This is a genomic window from Bradyrhizobium roseum, from assembly GCF_030413175.1.
Lineage (GTDB): Bacteria > Pseudomonadota > Alphaproteobacteria > Rhizobiales > Xanthobacteraceae > Bradyrhizobium > Bradyrhizobium roseum.
The window spans coordinates 2,302,871-2,320,048 of the sequence record NZ_CP129212.1 but is presented as its reverse complement, the minus strand read 5'-3'; the positions used below and the strand labels follow the sequence as shown (position 1 = coordinate 2,320,048).

At 59.5% G+C, this 17,178-nt stretch carries 17 protein-coding genes; 9 read left to right on the top strand and 8 right to left on the bottom strand.

Annotated elements, in window-relative coordinates:
• The first annotated feature begins 164 nt into the window (after nucleotides 1–164).
• Nucleotides 165–1,376 carry a glycosyltransferase gene (locus QUH67_RS10940; protein ID WP_300946691.1) on the top strand — a complete coding sequence of 404 codons (1,212 nt, stop codon included), beginning with the start codon at nucleotides 165–167 and terminating at the stop codon, nucleotides 1,374–1,376.
• A gap of 49 nt (nucleotides 1,377–1,425) precedes the next feature.
• Nucleotides 1,426–1,746, top strand: coding sequence for a hypothetical protein (locus tag QUH67_RS10935; protein WP_300946690.1), 321 nt, complete (start codon nucleotides 1,426–1,428; stop codon nucleotides 1,744–1,746).
• Nucleotides 1,747–1,772: 26 nt separating this feature from the next.
• Here QUH67_RS10935 and QUH67_RS10930 read toward each other — a convergent pair whose 3' ends face one another.
• From QUH67_RS10930 to QUH67_RS10915, 4 genes are all read right to left on the bottom strand, one after another.
• Nucleotides 1,773–2,489, bottom strand: coding sequence for a hypothetical protein (locus QUH67_RS10930; RefSeq protein WP_300946689.1), 717 nt, complete (start codon nucleotides 2,487–2,489; stop codon nucleotides 1,773–1,775).
• Nucleotides 2,490–2,697: 208 nt separating this feature from the next.
• Entirely contained in the window at nucleotides 2,698–3,609 is a 912-nt protein-coding gene (gene xrtV / locus QUH67_RS10925; RefSeq protein ID WP_300946688.1) for an exosortase V, read from the bottom strand.
• A 58-nt stretch (nucleotides 3,610–3,667) separates the two neighbouring features.
• Entirely contained in the window at nucleotides 3,668–3,889 is a 222-nt protein-coding gene (locus QUH67_RS10920) for an XrtV sorting system accessory protein (RefSeq protein ID WP_300946687.1), read from the bottom strand.
• 50 nt (nucleotides 3,890–3,939) lie between these two features.
• Complete coding sequence (locus QUH67_RS10915; RefSeq protein WP_300946686.1) at nucleotides 3,940–4,809, bottom strand: hypothetical protein; 870 nt, start codon at nucleotides 4,807–4,809, stop codon at nucleotides 3,940–3,942.
• A 247-nt stretch (nucleotides 4,810–5,056) separates the two neighbouring features.
• Between QUH67_RS10915 and epsI the strand changes: the two genes are divergently transcribed.
• Both epsI and QUH67_RS10905 read left to right on the top strand, forming a co-directional pair.
• A complete protein-coding gene (epsI, locus tag QUH67_RS10910; RefSeq protein ID WP_320416133.1) occupies nucleotides 5,057–5,767 on the top strand; it encodes an exosortase-associated protein EpsI, V-type in 711 nt (236 codons plus the stop codon).
• Complete coding sequence (locus QUH67_RS10905) at nucleotides 5,764–6,507, top strand: S1 family peptidase (RefSeq protein WP_300946685.1); 744 nt, start codon at nucleotides 5,764–5,766, stop codon at nucleotides 6,505–6,507. The genes epsI and QUH67_RS10905 overlap by 4 nt, the downstream gene beginning before the upstream one ends.
• Before the next feature lie 6 nt (nucleotides 6,508–6,513).
• Here QUH67_RS10905 and QUH67_RS10900 read toward each other — a convergent pair whose 3' ends face one another.
• Nucleotides 6,514–7,329 carry a CpsD/CapB family tyrosine-protein kinase gene (locus tag QUH67_RS10900; RefSeq protein WP_300946684.1) on the bottom strand — a complete coding sequence of 272 codons (816 nt, stop codon included), beginning with the start codon at nucleotides 7,327–7,329 and terminating at the stop codon, nucleotides 6,514–6,516.
• 16 nt (nucleotides 7,330–7,345) lie between these two features.
• The gene (locus QUH67_RS10895) at nucleotides 7,346–8,689 is read right to left on the bottom strand and encodes a GumC domain-containing protein (protein WP_300946683.1); all 1,344 of its coding nucleotides are present in this window, start codon (nucleotides 8,687–8,689) and stop codon (nucleotides 7,346–7,348) included.
• Between the two features lie 271 nt (nucleotides 8,690–8,960).
• Between QUH67_RS10895 and QUH67_RS10890 the strand changes: the two genes are divergently transcribed.
• The 3 genes from QUH67_RS10890 to QUH67_RS10880 all read left to right on the top strand — a co-directional run bounded on the left by QUH67_RS10890 (nucleotide 8,961) and on the right by QUH67_RS10880 (nucleotide 11,768).
• A complete protein-coding gene (locus QUH67_RS10890; protein ID WP_300946682.1) occupies nucleotides 8,961–9,797 on the top strand; it encodes an ExeA family protein in 837 nt (278 codons plus the stop codon).
• A 115-nt stretch (nucleotides 9,798–9,912) separates the two neighbouring features.
• Nucleotides 9,913–10,500, top strand: coding sequence for a polysaccharide biosynthesis/export family protein (locus tag QUH67_RS10885; RefSeq protein WP_300946681.1), 588 nt, complete (start codon nucleotides 9,913–9,915; stop codon nucleotides 10,498–10,500).
• A 26-nt stretch (nucleotides 10,501–10,526) separates the two neighbouring features.
• The gene (locus QUH67_RS10880) at nucleotides 10,527–11,768 is read left to right on the top strand and encodes a porin family protein (protein WP_300946679.1); all 1,242 of its coding nucleotides are present in this window, start codon (nucleotides 10,527–10,529) and stop codon (nucleotides 11,766–11,768) included.
• 105 nt (nucleotides 11,769–11,873) lie between these two features.
• Here the strand turns inward: QUH67_RS10880 and QUH67_RS10875 are convergent, their stop codons facing one another.
• Together QUH67_RS10875 and QUH67_RS10870 are read right to left on the bottom strand one after the other, a co-directional pair.
• On the bottom strand, nucleotides 11,874–14,144 hold the full coding sequence (locus QUH67_RS10875; protein ID WP_300946678.1) for a tetratricopeptide repeat protein: 2,271 nt from the start codon (nucleotides 14,142–14,144) through the stop codon (nucleotides 11,874–11,876).
• Between the two features lie 200 nt (nucleotides 14,145–14,344).
• A complete protein-coding gene (locus QUH67_RS10870) occupies nucleotides 14,345–15,256 on the bottom strand; it encodes a WecB/TagA/CpsF family glycosyltransferase (protein WP_300946677.1) in 912 nt (303 codons plus the stop codon).
• Nucleotides 15,257–15,716: 460 nt separating this feature from the next.
• Here QUH67_RS10870 and QUH67_RS10865 point away from each other — a divergent pair, with 460 nt between their 5' ends.
• On the top strand, nucleotides 15,717–16,325 hold the full coding sequence (locus tag QUH67_RS10865; RefSeq protein WP_300946675.1) for a serine acetyltransferase: 609 nt from the start codon (nucleotides 15,717–15,719) through the stop codon (nucleotides 16,323–16,325).
• A 78-nt stretch (nucleotides 16,326–16,403) separates the two neighbouring features.
• Entirely contained in the window at nucleotides 16,404–17,129 is a 726-nt protein-coding gene (locus QUH67_RS10860; RefSeq protein ID WP_300946674.1) for a glycosyltransferase family 25 protein, read from the top strand.
• Nucleotides 17,130–17,178: the final 49 nt, after the last annotated feature.

The following is a 17,178-nucleotide window of genomic DNA, read 5'->3' as shown; positions in this document are numbered from 1 at the left end:
CTCGAAACGTTCGACTTAACGCTCTTGCAAAAATGCGATGAAGGCCGGGCAGGAATATCGCGTTTCCCCGTTGATTACCACTATATTTCGGCACGATGAAATGGAACAAAGGGCCGAATGCATCTTGGCCTGCTTCCGGATGTAAGTCAGGCACGGCACGCTTTATGAAGATCGCCTATCTGGTTAACCACTATCCGGCGATCAGCCACAGCTTCATTCGGCGCGAAATCCTGGCGCTCGAGCGCCTGGGGCACGAGATCCTGCGCATATCGGTGCGCGGGTGGACGGACGTGCCGCGCGGCACGGAAGATCGGCTGGAGCAGACGCGGACGCGCTACGTTCTGCGCGGCGGCGCCACGCCGCTCCTCGTCGCGTTCCTGCGCATTCTGGCAAGCAATCCCGCCGGCCTGTATCGCGCGATTGTCCTGACGTTGGGGGTTGGCCGGGGCGCTGAACGCCCCCTCCCCGTTCATTTGATTTATCTCCTTGAAGCCTGCCAGGTGGCCCTGTGGCTGCGCCACGAAAAGGTGCAGCACCTGCACGCTCATTTCGGAACCAACTCTGCCGAAGTCGCGATGCTGGTCGGCGAATTGGGCGGGCCGCCCTGGAGCTTTACCGCGCACGGCCCTGAAGAATTCGACAAGCCGAAGTTCATCGCCTTGCCGGAAAAAATTCGGCGCGCGCGCTTCGTCGTCGCCGTCAGTTCATTCGGTCGGAGCCAGCTCTATCGCTATGTCTCGCACGTTCATTGGCCCAAGATTGCCGTGGTGCATTGCGGGCTTGAGCCGGCCTTCCATGAACCCGGCGCTGAAATCACCGCGGGTGATCAACGACGACTGGTTTGCGTGGGCCGGCTTTGTGAACAGAAGGGGCAGCTGCTCCTGATCGAGGCGGCCCGGCTGCTGACCGAGCGCGGGATAACGTTCGAGCTGGTGCTCGCCGGCGATGGCGAAATGCGCGGCGAGATCGAGACGCTCATCGCAAAATACGGCCTCGCGGCCGTCGTGCGAATAACCGGCTGGATCAGCAGCGACGAGGTTCGCAACGAACTCCTCGCCGCGCGGGCGCTGGTATTGCCGAGCTTCGCCGAGGGACTTCCGGTCGTCCTCATGGAAGCCATGGCGCTGCGCCGGCCCGTCATTACGACATTCGTCGCCGGCATCCCCGAACTGGTCGAACATGGCAAGCACGGCTGGCTGGTTGCCGCCGGCGACGTCGAGGGTTTGGCCGCGGCGATGGCGGAATGTCTCGGCGCTGCGCCGGCTGCCATCACACGAATGGGCGAGGATGCCCGCCAACGTGTTTTGCAACGTCATGATGCGAACAAGGAAGCGGCTAAACTCGCTGCGCTGATTGAAGCCAGGCCGGGTAGTTAGATCGGCCGGCAGCCCGGCTGCGCCAGACCTCATGCTTCAAGGAGTCCAGATGAGGACATCGACTTCTCTACTAGCCGCTGTGATCGCTATCGGCGCGATTGAGCCGGCCGTCAGCCAGGTCAACATGCAGTACAGCGGCCGATACGGCGGACAGTACGCAGGCCAGTATGGCGGGCGGTTCAGCGGACAATACAGCGGGCAGTATTACGGACGCGGCAGCAGCGACCAGACCGCCTCGCCGAACAGGCTGGACCGTAAGCTCGACATCATCGGTTATCCGGTCAATTCCGGCGCGTGCGGGCAGCTGCACTATCCGCCGCCCGGAACGGACTATGTGATGCACGACAGTCGGGGACGGCGCTGTTTCTAGCGCGACGCCGGCAGTATCGCGCGCGTTCAGGCGGCTGCGACGCGGCGCGCTGACCATCGAGCGCCGTAAACGCCAATTCCGAAGAAGCCAAGCACCAGCATGACCCATGTTGCGGGCTCCGGGATGGCAGACACCGACGCGCCGAATTTGAGTTCGTTGATGTTCAACGCAGTATCTGACGATGTCAGCAAAATCGTATTGAACGGATTGTTGTCGACGACGCCAAAAAAGCCCTTCAGATCATACGCATTTGCCCCGCTACCGAGCGTTGACGTCTCGCCATTGGAGAGCGTGAACGTTACGTTGGATCCGAAGAACGTATCGAAATTCAACGCGAAGCTCTTCACCGGGGCCGCGAGCGTAATCAGGATATTCGCCAACAAGTCTGTGCTCTGGCCCTGCGAAGACAAAACCGGCAACGGACCATTGGATCCTGAATAGGTTGGCCCAACGTTGAAGAAGTTACCGTCGCCTAGCAGGGCTGAGGTTGAAAAAGTCACCCCACCGTAGTTGACCGAAGCGTTTCCCGTTCCGAAGTACTGGAATCCAGATATTAGATTAGGCGGACTATCCGGGTCGACGACGTTTGGCACCGGTTCAGGAATTGCAAGGCTTGTGAAGCCCGACACCGCTCCGTTCCACGAAGTAAAGTCCGTGTAGAAAACCGCGGCAGCGCCCGCGTTCCCAGCGCCAGCAACCAAGAGTGTCACCGCCAACGCAGCAGCGCTCGTCTTCATAAACATGAAGGGTTCCGATTTTTATTGTGTGAAGAACGAACGCGGCACTGATTCGCTGTTGCGATATTAGCGGAAACGTGCGGCTACCGAAAAGAAATTAAGTCATAATTGGGATTACTTTGCCGCACCGCCGGCATTTATTTCGGCTTGGTCCAATCGCTTGCCGGACGGGCTGCACCGCTAAGCGCCCCGCCACAGGACTCCCGAAAAATTCTCAGGCCGCCGTCGCCGGCGCTGCGGGCTTTCGGACACGGCGCACCAGCGCAAAACAAAGGCCCAGAAAGACATCAAACAGGAACATCAGAACAACCGCGACCACGAAAAGGCCGATGCCGGTCAGGTCGTGCAGAATGCCATCGAGCATGTCCGGCCCGAGGTAATAGGCGATCAGGACCAACGCGAAGACGCGAAAGAAATTAGCGATGATCGTGATCGGTATGATCGCCGCGAGGAGCAAGAGGCTGCGGATTTTCTCCTGCCAACGAAACGCATAGGCGTAGAAAACGCCGATCGCGGACAATGCAAAAATCGAATTCATTCCGGAACAGGCGTCCTTTACCAGGAGCTGATAGGTTCCGATCATGATCATGACGCCGTTCTGGGCAACCGGATAACCCGTCGCATAGAGCACATTGGTCACGACGTTCGAAATGAATACCTTCAGCGGGACCGTGAGGGCATCGACCAGCCAGTCTGGCATCGGCACGGCAAAGATCAGGAAACCGATCGGAAACGCGAGGACGCGCAACGTCGGCCAACCGGCCGAGATCAGCACACATCCGATGATGACGGGGATCACGGAAAACGTTTCGAAGGTGACCAGCCCCTGCTGGATCCTGGCCAGATAGAGGATGACCAGGCCGCCGAGGAGAGCGATCCATCCCATGATGGGAGCCGGAGAAATTTCGACGGCCCGCAATTTTTCGCGCGATTGCCAGGTCAGCCAGAGCGAGGCCGCGATGATGAGCGGACCGTGCCCTTCCTGTTCGGTCTGCCAGGGCCCATCGATGAGACCGAGTACGGTCTGGGCGTAGGCAGCGATGACCGAGGCGCCAAGCAGCGCCGGCCACAGAAAAGGGACGAGGAAACCCGCCTTCGCCGATGGCATTGCTTGCGAATATGTCATTCAAAAACCAACAGGTTACAATCCCAGCTTACCGATAGCATCGAATGGAACAAGCCATTCATCGCCGCGCCATCAAAACCGCGTAACCGGCGCCAGCGAGTATCAGGATCAGCGCTAGGTAGAACGACCCGGCGTTGCCGACCTGGTTGGCGACGGCGAATACGATGGCGGCCAGCATGAAGTGCAGCAAGGTTCGATTGTCGCGCGCGGTGAACAGGAAAAACGCGATCACCAGCGCAACAAAGCAGGTAACGGTCAACACATCAAAAAGCGTCGTCATTTCATGTCGATATGGCTTGAGAAACCTTGTTGCGGCAGCGCGGCCTGCGCTCAGTTTTTCTTGCCGTCTCCCGGCTGCATGATCTTGGCGTAGTCGCCTTCGTACTTCGCTTCGAGGCTTGCAGAATAGGCCGCAAGCCCCTGCTCGGCCTTGATCGCGTCCGCGCGCATCAACTGCCGGGCCAGGTTGGCCGCAGCCTCGCCTTCGAGCGGACGCCGCTCTTCACCCTTGACCTTGAAGAACACGCCGTTCGGACCAGATCGCACGAAGAACACGTCGTCCACCTTCTTGGCTTCGATCAAGCCGTAAAACTCCGGCGGCAAATCGCCGCTGTTCAGTGCGCCCATTTGCCGGCCATGAGGGATACCAGCCTCGGTGAGCTTCTGGTCGATTTCGTCGAGCGACTTCGCGTCCTTGTTGGCTTCGATGAAGGACTGGGTCGTCGGCCCGAACGGGAATGCGATCTGTTCGACGCTGAGCAGTTTTCCCGCGGCGAATTTCGCAGGGTTGTTGGCCATGTACTTGTCGACGTCTGCCTTGCCCGGCGCCTTGGCCGCCGCCGTTCGTTGCAGATAGGCGTTCTCGAGAATCTGTTCGCGCGACCTCAGGATGTCCAGCAGCACGCCCGGCTCACGATCGAGCTTCGCCGCCATGGCCTGGCGGAGCAGATACTTGCGCACGACCAAGTCGCCCAGCACGCGCTTGACGATTTCGGGATCCTTCTGCTTGTCGGGCGTCACGTTCGCCCACCGAAATTCGTTCTCGAGATCCTGGATGGTCACGACTTCATCGCCGACACGCGCAACGACCTGCCCTTTGGTGGCCGCCGCCTGCTCTTTCTTCCCGCACCCCGCCAAGGCGACCCCACCGCAAGCCAGCAGAAGAGCAAGCCGGATGATCTTGATGGACATACCCTTCATCTGGGAACTCCGTGCATCCAATGGGCTGAGAAGCGTATACAACGGGCTGGCCGCGCCTTGCTGCCCGAAATGCCTAGCCGGCCGGCCGGTCCGGGTCGAGCTGCCAACCCGCTTTTTTACTGTCATTTCCGCTATTTATGTTAATTTTGCAAGGCCGCCAATTATCTCTATCTTTTGACTGCAAACAGCCCGTTGGACGTATATCCTGCTTGAAACAGCCGATGCAATTAACTCTCGCAGATTGTGCGTGGCCTCAGTGAAATACCCTCGAATTCATATCATATTGGCATGCATCGCCATCGTTGGGTGCGCCGTGCTCGCGACCGTATTGGCGCCCCGTCAGTTGATGGCCCGCACCGCGGCTTCCCCCAGTCTTGAAACCGTCATTCCCCGGCAGTTCGGAACATGGACGCTGGTTCCCGAAATCAGCCCGGTTCGGCCGGCCGATCCGGATGCGTATGTCCAGCCCGATCCGTTCGCCGGAAAGATCTACAGCCAGGAGGTCGGCCGGGGTTATTCCGACGGACACGGCAACATCGTCATGCTGATGGTCGCCTACGGTCCGGTGCAGAACTATCGGCTGAAATCACACCGCCCGGAGATCTGCTACACAGCCAACGGCTTCCGGATCTCGGACAAGGCCGAAGCCGCGATCAATTATCGCAACGGCTCCCAGCCCATCAAGATGACCAGATTGATTGCGGCGAGAGAGTCGCGCTTCGAGCCGGTCACCTACTGGCTGCGGATCGGTAACGACATCGCCAATGGCGTCGTCGATCATCAGCTCAGCCGGCTGAAATATGGCCTGCGCGGGATCATTCCCGACGGCGCGCTGATCCGGGTCTCCACCGTCGGTCTGCCGAAGGACGTATCGTTCAAGCTGCAGGATCAATTCATCCGTGATCTGCTCGCCGCCATCCCGCCGCAGGAGCTCAAATTCTTTACCGGCGCGGGTTGAAGCTGGCAGACGAGCTTGCAAACCGGCAGGTGATGTTGGCATTGGCCCGATTTGTTACGAATTCGGTACGGACGCCCGCCTTTAGGGTTGCGCTTGCTCTGGCGATAATGTGGCAGCCGGCTTGCGCACAAAGCGCTGACGACACGCTGCTGCCCTATGCGGTGAGCATCCATCAAACGCCAATGCAGAGCTGGGGACCCGGATCCGGCATTTATCTCGGAAAAGGCCTCTTCATTACGGCAGCGCACGTCGCAGGCCGCACCTGGCTGACACGACCGAAGATCGCAATTGCGGGATTCGAATACCCCACGCATGTCGTCAAGGAAGGCAGTTTGGAGGGAACCGATCTCACCCTGCTATCCGTTGAGGAAACGCTTCTTCCGGTACGCTTGCGCCTTCGCCGAAACTCGATCTGCACCGAGCCGCCCAGACCGGGACAGGAGGTCGTGACCATTGTGCCGGGGTCTGCGGTGCGCTCCCACATCCTGGCGCCCGATCGACTCCCGGCAGGAACCCGCAACAAGTTCAGTACGGTGATCGCCGACGTAGCCCGCACGGGCAATTCCGGATCGGGGGTTTTTGATGTCAAACGCAAATGTCTCCTGGGAATAATGAGCCGAAAGATATCGCAGTCGCAAACCCGCCCCGATACCGGAAAATCGGAAACCCGCGACATTGCAAAATATTTCGTGCCGGCGGCGGAAATCGCAGCGTTCCTGCCGGCAGATCGGCGCTTTTAGAGGCTGCTAATAGTAGCCGTAATACGATCCGACGCTCTCGGTGGCCTTGTTGACGACGACACGCACCACCGGACTGCGCCGAAGGTGCTTCTGGCACTCCTTGACGTCGGCCACGGATGTGCTGCCGATGCCGGCGACGAGCAAGGTCGCGTCGATCCGGGGCAAGATTGAAATCACGTCGTCGCCGAGCAGCATCGGCGGAAGGTCAAAGATGACGATGCGCGACCGGAAGTCCCGCTTGATGGTCTGGAGCAGCGCCCCCATCGTCTGAGAGGCCATCCATTCCGAGGAGTTAGCCGAGACCGATCCGGGCAGCACCAGAATGCCATTCGGGCCGATGTTGGCCTGCACAACCGCGGAAGAAAGTGGGGCCCGTCCTTCCAGCACGCTGAGGACGCCACCATTGTCGCCGAGGCCCAGGTATTTTCCGACCGTGGGCCTGCGCAAATCAAGATCCACCAACAGGACCGACCGCTGCGGCAGACGGGAAATGCTCAGCGCGAGATTGCAGGAAGTCACCGTTTTTCCGCACCCCGCGGTCGGCGAAGTCACGGCCAGAAACTGCCAGCTCTTTTTGTCCATCTCCTGCAGCACCTGGGTGCGCAGCATGTCGTAGTAGCGCCCGTTCGGACTTGATGTGCCATGAGCAACGATTCGATGGGCTTCGAGATGGTCTGGCCTGAGGCGGACTTCCTGGAACGGCGATTCGGCTGAGCGCTGCGATGGTCCTTCGGCGGCCAGCGGAGAACCGCCCAACGTCGCCGGGCGGTGAACTCCCTCCGCCGCCCGCGCGAGTTCGACAGCCTGCTTTATGGGATCCACTGCGCGTCTCCGCGAATCATCGAAACAGCCCCACCTTGGCCTTGGCGATCATCAGGTCAAGTGGTGGAAGGAAAAGGTAGACGACCACCAGCAGTCCCACCGCAACCAGCGCGATGGCCCCCAGACCGACCAGTATCCGTCGCCTCCTCGTCCGCGTTTCAGCAGCTGTGCTGATGTAGGGGATTGAAATGATCAACTGGCCGTCGACAACAGACAATAGATCGTTGCTCCGGCGGATTCCCTTGTCCAACAGTTCCATCAGCACTGCCAGCCCCGCGCCGCCAAAGAGCGCGGCGGCGAAAGCCATCGCAAGGACTTTCAGCCGGTTGGGCTTGACCGGATCTTGAGGAGCCGTCGGCTGCTCGATGATCTCGAGTTTCTCCGACTGCTGGTCCTTTTCAAGATTTTCGCCAAGCCGTGCCGCCGCCAATTTGGCTGACGCAGCGTCGAGGCTCTTTTGCAGACTCTCTTGTTGGGCGACCATCACCTCGAGGCTGGCAACGGTCGCGGCGTCATTGGTGGCGACCGGCGCAGCCGCGACCTTCTCCAACGCTTCGATCTGCTTCTTCAGCGACTGGATCAAAGGATGCCGCTCCGAGTAGAGCGCGCCCTTCTGGATCAGTTCGGACTTGAGCTGGGTAAGCGTCGACGTCGACTGGTCAGCGCCGTTCGACGACGCCGGCCTGCCTTGTGTGATACGCAGTTGTGCGATCTTCGCATCGAGCGCGGAGTTCTCGGCCTGCAGTCTCTGTACTTCCCGCCCCAGGAACTTCGTCGTGTCAGTGGCACGGCTGGTCCGATCGCGAAGATCCTCGTTCAGGATCCGCGTCATCAACTCGTTGGCGACCTGAGCGGCAATTGCAGCATTGCTGTATTCGAACCCGACCGAAAAGACGATGGTGGGATTCTCAGCGCGCGTCCGCTGCTTGAAGTCGATTTGAAGGTCGACCGGAGCGATTTTGGTGTGCTTCTTGACCTCCGCAACGATCTCGGTCGGCGACATCAACGTACGCTTGTCCGGGAACAATCTGAACTTGTCGGCGATCGCGATCAGATTGTCCCGCGTCATCGTCCGCTGCTGGATGACTTGAATACGCTCCTGCGCAGCGCTGGTGACCGTGGGCCGCACCAGTTCGGACGGTATCTGCTGCGATTGAACAAGGATCCGCCCCTCGGAAAGATAGGTCGGAGGCCACAGCACAGCCGCCGCGGCGCCCGCGGCAAGGATCGTGACGAAAGGCAACATGAAATAGACCCAGCGCCGCTGGATCACTTCCCAATAGAAAGCAGGCTGCAACAGATAGCTGCGGTCCTCTTGCAGAGGCTGGAAATCGTCCTCAAATTCAACCTTTTGCAGCATGTATCGTCCGAGCGTATGTTCGCGAGCCTGCTAGGCTGATTGTACTGCGAAATGAGCGGTGGCGCCTTGCTACCGTCTGCAATCTAGCATCGATCTTGCCGGGATTTAATGAATAGTTGGTCAGGTCTGGCCTTTCAAACTTCAATCTTAATCGAGGTTCCGCCGGCAACTGCCTTGTCGAATTTACGTAGATCAAAGAAATGCGTTGAGGGAAGCGGGTCAATCCTTCGAAGTACGCTATAAGCGTCTGTAGCCGGGCTAAGGAAGTTCAATGTACGAGGCATTTTATCAGCTGCGGGAGAAACCTTTTTCAATACTCCCCGACCCCGACCTGATCTACTGGGGCAAAATGCATTCGATGGCGTTCACGATGCTGGAGTTCGGCGTCATGAACAACGCCGGCTTCACCGTCATTACAGGTGAAATAGGCTCCGGCAAGACCACCCTGGTACGGCATCTGCTCAAGAAGGTCAGCCCGGCGATCACCATCGGCCTGATCTCGAATTCCCCGCAGGGCCGGCAGGAATTGCTGCAGTGGATCCTGATGTCGCTCGGCCAATCGTTCGACGGGGACTATCCTATTCTTTTCAAGAAGTTGCAAGATTTTCTATATGGTCAATTCGCCAATGGAAGACGAACCATACTCATCATCGACGAGGCGCAGAATCTGGAGCCGGCAGCGCTCGAACATTTGCGCATGATTTCAAACATTAACGCGGACAAGTTCCAGATCCTGCAGCTGATTCTGGTTGGACAGCCGCAGCTCCGCGATCTGTTGCTGGAGCCTGGCCTGCACCAGTTCGCGCAGCGAATCTCTTCCGACTTCCACCTTCGCCCGCTCGATGACCGCGAAGTGGCCAACTATATCGCGTTCAGGCTTCAGGCAGTGGGTGCCCGCCGCCCCCTGTTCACCCAGGAAGCCTGCGCGCTGATCTCGTCCGCGAGCGGCGGAATCCCGCGAATGATTAACGTCCTGTGCGATACTGCGCTGGTTTATGGCTTTGCGAACGACCAACGGGTGATTTCGGACGGCATCGTTCGGGATGTTATTGCGGATAAGCAACAGTATAGTATTTTTCCCGTTAAAAAATTCTCGCGGGTTCCCTAAGCCCTTGTATTCAATTAGCTTCCCCCATGGCTAAATGATGGCTGCATGGGTGGGAAAAAATCCCCACATGCTGGCTTAAATGTGTTTCGTTTGCGGGCTTTAAGGGGATATGGACATGCGAATCTTGCTGGCACTGCTGTGCGTGGCCTTTCTGGCCCCGGGGGTGGCAAAAGCGCAGCCTTTGAAATCGGGCGACAGCCTGAGCATTTCGGTCCTGCAGGATCCCAAGCTTGACCGGACGGTGGTCGTCGACCCCTCGGGCGAGATCGCGTTTCCTTTGGCAGGCCATATCCGGGCACGAGGGCTGACCCCACTGGCTCTTGAGAATATTCTCAAGAGCAGGCTGAAGAACAACTACAAGGACGATAATCTGGACGTTACGGTTGCTGTCCTGGCCGCTCCCAAGGAGATTCCCGAGGACGACCTCAAGCCGAAGATTTTCATCACCGGTGAGATCGTGAAGCCGGGCTCCTATGTCGTCAGGCAGAAAACGACCTTGATGCAGGCGATCGCCCTTGCTGGCGGCATCGGACCTTTTGCCGCGAAGAACCGTATCCAGGTGCGGCGAAAGGGCCCCGGCGGCGATGAGACGATTTTCATGTTCAACTACCGCGCTTACGAAGCCGGTAACGACCTGGAGGGTAACATCACCCTGCGGGCCGGCGATGTGATTATGGTTCCGGAACGGCGTTTGTTTGAGTGAGGTCTGACGGCGGGGCGAGAAGCAACGTGAAGAGAGCTGCCGTAGCAGTCTCGGTGTGCTTTGCCATGGCGCCGTCCGTGGCCTTTGCGTTTGACTGGTCGATAAAGGCCAGCGAGACCGAAACCGTCGAACTGAACAGCAACCAATACCTGCGCAACTCGCCTGCGGGTTCGGTGGGATCGTACACGACACTCAATGCGGACGCACAGGCGCGCACGCCGACCAGTAAGTTCAATGTCGTCGCCGACGGCACCTACAGAAAATATTGGGGTCCGGGCGCCGCCGGAACCGCGTCGGAATTCTTGAACTATGGATTCAAGACGCGGTACGAGGTTCAGGAAAAGAACAAATTCGACAGGGAGTATGTCGAGGCGAGTTGGCGACAACAGAGCACCTCGCTCGCACTGCTCAACGAACTCGGCGTTACCTTACCAGTCTCGGGCTTTATCAATCGGCTTACCGCATCGGGCGGAATCGACCGTTCGATCACCGCTATCGATACGGTCTCGCTGTTGGCCACGTCCACCCGCACCACCTACGAGCCGTCGAGCGGCGGCTTGCCGTTTACGGATACACTTGCACGAGGCAATTGGCGGCGTTCGCTGAATTCGGTGACAGCGATCAACCTGTCCTCCGAATATCAACTGCTCGAATACGGCAACACGTTCAACACGCAGGTGCAGATTTTTCGCGAGCAGGCCGGGTTCGACGCCACTTTGTCGCCGCTGCTTTCCTTTCGCGCCAACGCGGGCGCGGTCTATATCGTGACGGATCGAGGGGTTTCGAGTTCTACATTCGGAGGCGTGACATCCGCCATACCCGTGTCAAGCACAGCAGCCGACTGGATTGGCGACGCCGTCCTGACTTATCGCATGCTGAAAAGCACGACGTTGTCCCTCACCGTCAGCAAATCGGTTGGACCGAGCATTGTCGGCTCTTTGTTTAAGCGGGATTCGATCACGGCATCGCTCATCCACAACCTCAACTCCCGCTCCACACTTTCCTTCTCGACGAGCGCCAACCGGCAGATCTCGAGCACAACGACGGATTTCGCTTCGGCGTCGGCGACCTATAGCTACAATCTGACCCGCGAATGGCTGACGTCGCTCACCTACCGATACCTGCATCGGTTTGCGAGCACCGGAGGCGCCACGATCATTGATCCGGTTACTGGCACACCAACCGTTTCCGGTACCGGCCCCGCGGACTCCCACAGCCTGATGTTCGTCGCCACGCACAACTGGACGGTGCTGCCGTCGGGGAATTAGCACAGGTAGGGACTTTCCCCACGTCGTCAGGCTGGTTCAGTCATCGATTGAGCAGCATCGCCAGGCAAAAGCCTGGGCCTTCGCCTGGAGACGAAAACTCGCGCTTCATTTCATCACGGAACGAATGCTGTTCTTGAGCGGCGTTCCTTCCGGCTCCAGCGAAAATGCGGTCTTGAAGCGCTCCGCCGCCTTTTGGGTTTGTCCGTCAGCCGCGTAGCTCATGCCGAGGTGATAGTGAACCGCCGAGAGGCTCGCCATCGCCGCCGCAGCCGCCTCGAGCGTGGTGATCGCTCCCTTGACATCGCCACGCTTGTACTGAGCCCATCCCAACGTATCCTGAAACTGCGGTACGTTGGAGCCCTTGAGCTTGTCTGACAGTTCGAACGCACGCTCCAAGCTCGGCTTGTCGCTCCGGTTATCCAATAGCAAGCTGACGAGATTGTTGATCGCAACGAGGGAATTCGGCTGGTCCTGCAGAATGGCTTCGTACTGGGATATTGCCGCGTCGTTATTTCCCCGCGTGATCTGCAGGCCGGCCAGCGAGAGACGAAACGCTACATTGCCCGGCAACTCCGCAAGTCCGGCCTTCAGTATCTTGTCGGCCGCATCGTAATTCTTGCTCTGCACGTAAAATTCGTTCAGCGCATTGTAACCCGCCGGCTCCTTGGGTTGCTGCTCGACGGCCTTCTTGAAGCTCCGCAACGCCTCATCGTTTTTCTTTTCCGCCAATTTGGCCTGTCCAAGAAAAACCAGAAGCTGCGCATTGGACGGGAATTTGTCGCTGATAGTCTGCAGCAGGGCTGATGCCTTGTCCGGCTTGCCCTGCTTCAAATAGGCCGAGGCAAGCGCAAGCGCAGGCTGCGGTGCGTCGGGCCCCGCCTTGTGCGCGGCCTCCAGCGCCGCGACGCTTTCGTCGATCTTGTTCTGGCCGGCGAGCGCTGCGGCGCGAATCTGCTCCGCAACCACCCGGCCCTGATCGACCCGCCCGATCGCGTCCGCGATCGCCAGGGCGCCCGACCAGTTCTGCCGGCTCAACTTGATCTGCGCAAGCGACGACCAGATCTGGAGATTGCCGGAATTGCGATTGGCCGCATCCGTCAGAATCTCTTCGGCACGAGCCAACTCGCCCTTGCGCTGCAAGAACGCGACGTATCGGAGAACGACATCGGGATTAGCGTTGGATGATTTCAACGCATCGGCGTATTGACGGTCGGCCAACTCGGCCTTTCCGCTGCGTTCATACGCCACTGCCATCAGCGACAGCAATTCAACTGACTTCGGCTGGTCATTGAGCGCCTCACGCAAATCGGAAATGGCGCTGTCGAACTGCCCTTTATCCACGCTCAGGGCGGCGCGCAGCCGCAGTGCGCCGCTGTTTCGGCGGTCTTTCGAGAGTACATCCGCGATCAAGGGCTCGGCAGCCGCCCTGTCATTCTTTGCGATATGGACCTCCGCAAGCTTGACCTGGGCGGCGAGCTTCTTGTCGGGGGTGGCAGCAGTTTCGATCAACTTCTGCAGAGCCTGCACGGCGGCGCCCGCCCGGTTCTGCCCAACATCCAGCTCGGCCAACGCGATCTGGTAGTCGAAATCATTGCCGCCGGCCTTGATCCGCGCTTCCAACTCGGCCCTGCCGGCATCAGCCCCCTTCGTGGCAATCAGGAAACGAACCAGGTCGAGACCGATCTTGCTGTCAGCCGGGTTGGCTTCGGCCCTCGCCCGAAATTCCTTCTCGGCCTCGACGAACTTCCGTTGTCCGAGGAGAAGCTGCAGGAGCTGGGCGCGGTATGCTCCTTCCTGAGGATTTTGCTCGATCAGCTTGCGCAACAGTTCTTCGGCCTTCGCCAGGTCCTTCTTGCGCGTATACGCATCGATCTTCTGCAACGTAATGCGCGTTTCATCCCTGGACGCGGCTGGCACCGTATCCAGAAGTTTCAAGGCGCCATCCAGATCGCCATCGGCAACCTTTTTCGAGGCAAGCAACGAGATCGCGTCGACGTTGGTCGCATCGATCTCATAGGCGCGCTGCGCTTCGCGGACCGCCCCGGCATTGTCGTTTGTTCGCAGCAGAATGATGGCCCGCAGCGCATGAAGCTCCGCGTTCGGCTTGTCGCCCTCGTTCGCGGCATCGACAACGCGAAGCGCGGCCTCGGCGGCCCCACCGCCGACCATCATTCGCGCAAGTTTCAATCGCGCATTCAGATCGTTAGGATCCAGTTCGACGATGCGACGCAAATCCAGGAAAAGCGACGTTGCCTTGGTTCGTTCATCGATCCCGGCGAGCGCCCGCCAGACTTCGACTTTGTCGCTCTTGTACTTCACGGCCTTGAGCAACTCCTTGCGCGCCTCGAGGTCGTCCTTCTTTTCGATAAGAGCCATTCCGCTCTCATAGTAACCTTGCGCGCGCTCCTCCGGGGATCCGCAACCCGCGACAAACATCACGAACAGGAGCGCAAGTCCGCGGCGAACATGTCCGCGGCGAACGTGCGAAATCTGACCGGCTGGCTGCTTCATATTTGACCCTGAATGAATGTCGCACGGCCGACCTCGGCCGGGTAATGATGGTATTTTCTCCGCTATCACACTTCAGGTGACAGGAGGAATTCAAATCTGTTGAGGCGGAATATCCGCCGCAGACGGGCGGTCGCGCCGGTAAAGAGCAGTTCCTGTCCACGACCGGCCAATTGCTTTCGCACCATCAGGAACAAGCCGAAAAACCTCGCATCGATGTACTGCGTATTGGAAACGTCGATGATCAACCTTTTGTCGCTATCCAGCGCGTCCCGAAGTTGTTCGATCGCGCCGTCGGCATGCGTGGCCACCGCGGCCCCGACCAGGGCGATCGTCACGGAAGCGTGATCTTCGCGTCGTACGATCGAGAGTTCTTGCAGGCTTCGCAGACCGCGCGCGCTCAGCATTAACGGCAGCACGGAAGTCGCCAGCAGTGCGAGCAAGGCCTTGCCGTCGCTCCAATAGCGACGCCAGAGATAGGGCTCTTCCTTGATACGCCACAGCCATTCAAACCCGGTGCTGCGGAGCATCGGCGGCGCGCGCCGGACGGTCCCGGCCTCGAAATTGATGGTGGCCCCGAACTGGGCACGAATAGGCGGGCGCAGCTGCCAGTGGTTGCGCAGCAACCAGGCCTGCGCCTTCTCCGCGCCGAAAAATACCGCGATTAAATCCGCGCCACTCGCATTTATTTGATCGATAATGTCGGGCGAACTCATTTCTTCAATGGTGCCAAAACCCGGATTGAGTTCGCCAACGCATTCCAGCCCGCTCCTTTCGGCGTTCAGCTTGGCGCCAACCGCCGCCGCCAGCCCTTCGGCGCCACCCAGCAGGAACACCCGCAGCCGGCTGCCGGCCGCATTGGCCGATTTGAGCCGGCCAAACAGGTCGCTGCCGGCGATTCTTTCACGGATCGGAATGCGCAGCAGCTTGGCGAGCCAGATCAGCGGCATGCCGTCGGCGAGGCACAGATCGCTCTGCAACATGGATTCCCGGAACGGGCCGCTGATCTGGCTCCTGACGAGGAAATTGACGTTGGGCGTCGAAATCAGGAACGGCGCGCCGGCATTCCTCGCGAGTTCCATCGCCTGTAGCAGCGAGGGAAAATCGAGCGCGTCCACGGGAATGCCGAGCAGGCCATAGACGTTGCGGGAAAGGTCAGCCGAAGTGACGCATTCCGATCGCGGGTCGGCGGTTGGTCCGGCGAAGTCGGACGAGGCCGGCGGAGCACGCAACGTCTTCAACATGAAAGCCCCACGAACTTCGACGTTCCGCCCCCGGACACCACGGGCGATCCCCGCCGAATGATTAGCGAGAGGTAAGCGATCTACTACGAAATCCCGGTTGGCGAAATCGATTTAATATACGTGATTAATTGCAGGCCTTCTTCCCACGAACCCGGCCCTCCGCTATTGGGGTTCGTTCCGGGACAGGGAATGCGTAGTGGATCAGGCTATCGGACAGATCAGCGCCGAGGTTCCCGACTGGAGTCGGGAACGCCCCCGGCAATTCTGGGATCCGGGCCGCAAGCTGTTGCGGACGGTTCGCCGCTACCAGGTCTGGCGGGCGCGTGGCGGCGTCTTGGGGACGCTGTGCTGCAAGTTCATCGCGCTGCGCCATCGCTTCTGGAGCGTGGTGACGGGGGCGGAGATCCCGTTGACCTGTCAGATCGGCGGCGGGCTGCTGGTTCCCCACCCCAACGGCATCGTCATTCATCCGGACGCCAGGATCGGGGTGAATTGCCTGATTTTCCACCAGGTCACCCTTGGCAGCCGCGGCCATGGCGGGGTTCCGGAGATTGGCGGGCACGTCGATATCGGCGCCGGGGCCAAAATCCTGGGGCCGGTCCGGATCGGGGCGCATGCGCGGATCGGGGCGAACGCGGTGGTGATTGCCGACGTCGCGGCGTATGGGGTGGCGACGGGCATTCACCGCGCGGCCGGACAGCCGAACGGGGTGACGGGGGTGAAGTCGTTCGGCGGGTTGATGAATTTCTCGTTTCGTGGGACGTTTATTGGTATTCGGTTGCATAAACATGAAGTACAACTATAAATTGTTCAACCGACGCGGAGCGCATCCGGCCTGGGCCAGATCCGCAACCAATCTCGCGACGGGGAGCAGCGCCTGATCATGGCCAAATCGATCTTTGAAGCCTTCAGCCGCGTCGAGATCATTCACCTGGCAGAACGCCGCGACAGGTATGAGTCTCTCCGCCAGGAACTGTCACGATTTGGCTTTCCGATCGAGCGGGCCAATATTCCGGACGCACCGAAGCCGGAGGATGCCAACGGATTTCCGTCGCGGGGCGTCTACGGAAACTTCCTCAGCCATCTCGATATCATTCGCAGGGCGGAAGCCGACGGCCTGGAATCGGTCCTGGTGCTGGAAGATGACGCCATCTTCAGAACGGCGATCGGCTCCCGCGGATCCGAAATCGCCGAGACCATCCGGACGCTCGACTGGGACATCCTCTATCTTGGCCATTCCCTGCGGCATCCTCCGCCCGCCGAGAATGGCTTTGTCGCCTATTCAGGTGCATTCTACTGGGCTCACTGTTACGCCGTGAGGGTCAGAGCCATTGCCAGGCTCGCGCGATTTCTCGAGTCCGTAACCGAGCGGCCGGCCGGACACCCGCTGGGCGGCAGGATGTATATCGACGGAGCGTTCACGTTGTTTCGACAACAAAACCCGGACCTCAAATTCCTGATATCGTCTCCCCGGCTATCGATCCAGCGCGGTTCTGAAAGTTCGCTCGGAAAGCCCACCGGGTTCGGACGCCTGCCGTTTATTTCCGCCATCCGATCGACGCGCGACGAACTCTGGCGCCATGGGCTGATCAGCGGCGGGCCGCATTGAACCAGCACAGCAAACCCACAGCCGGAAGCCGGCCGGCGGAACCGCATCG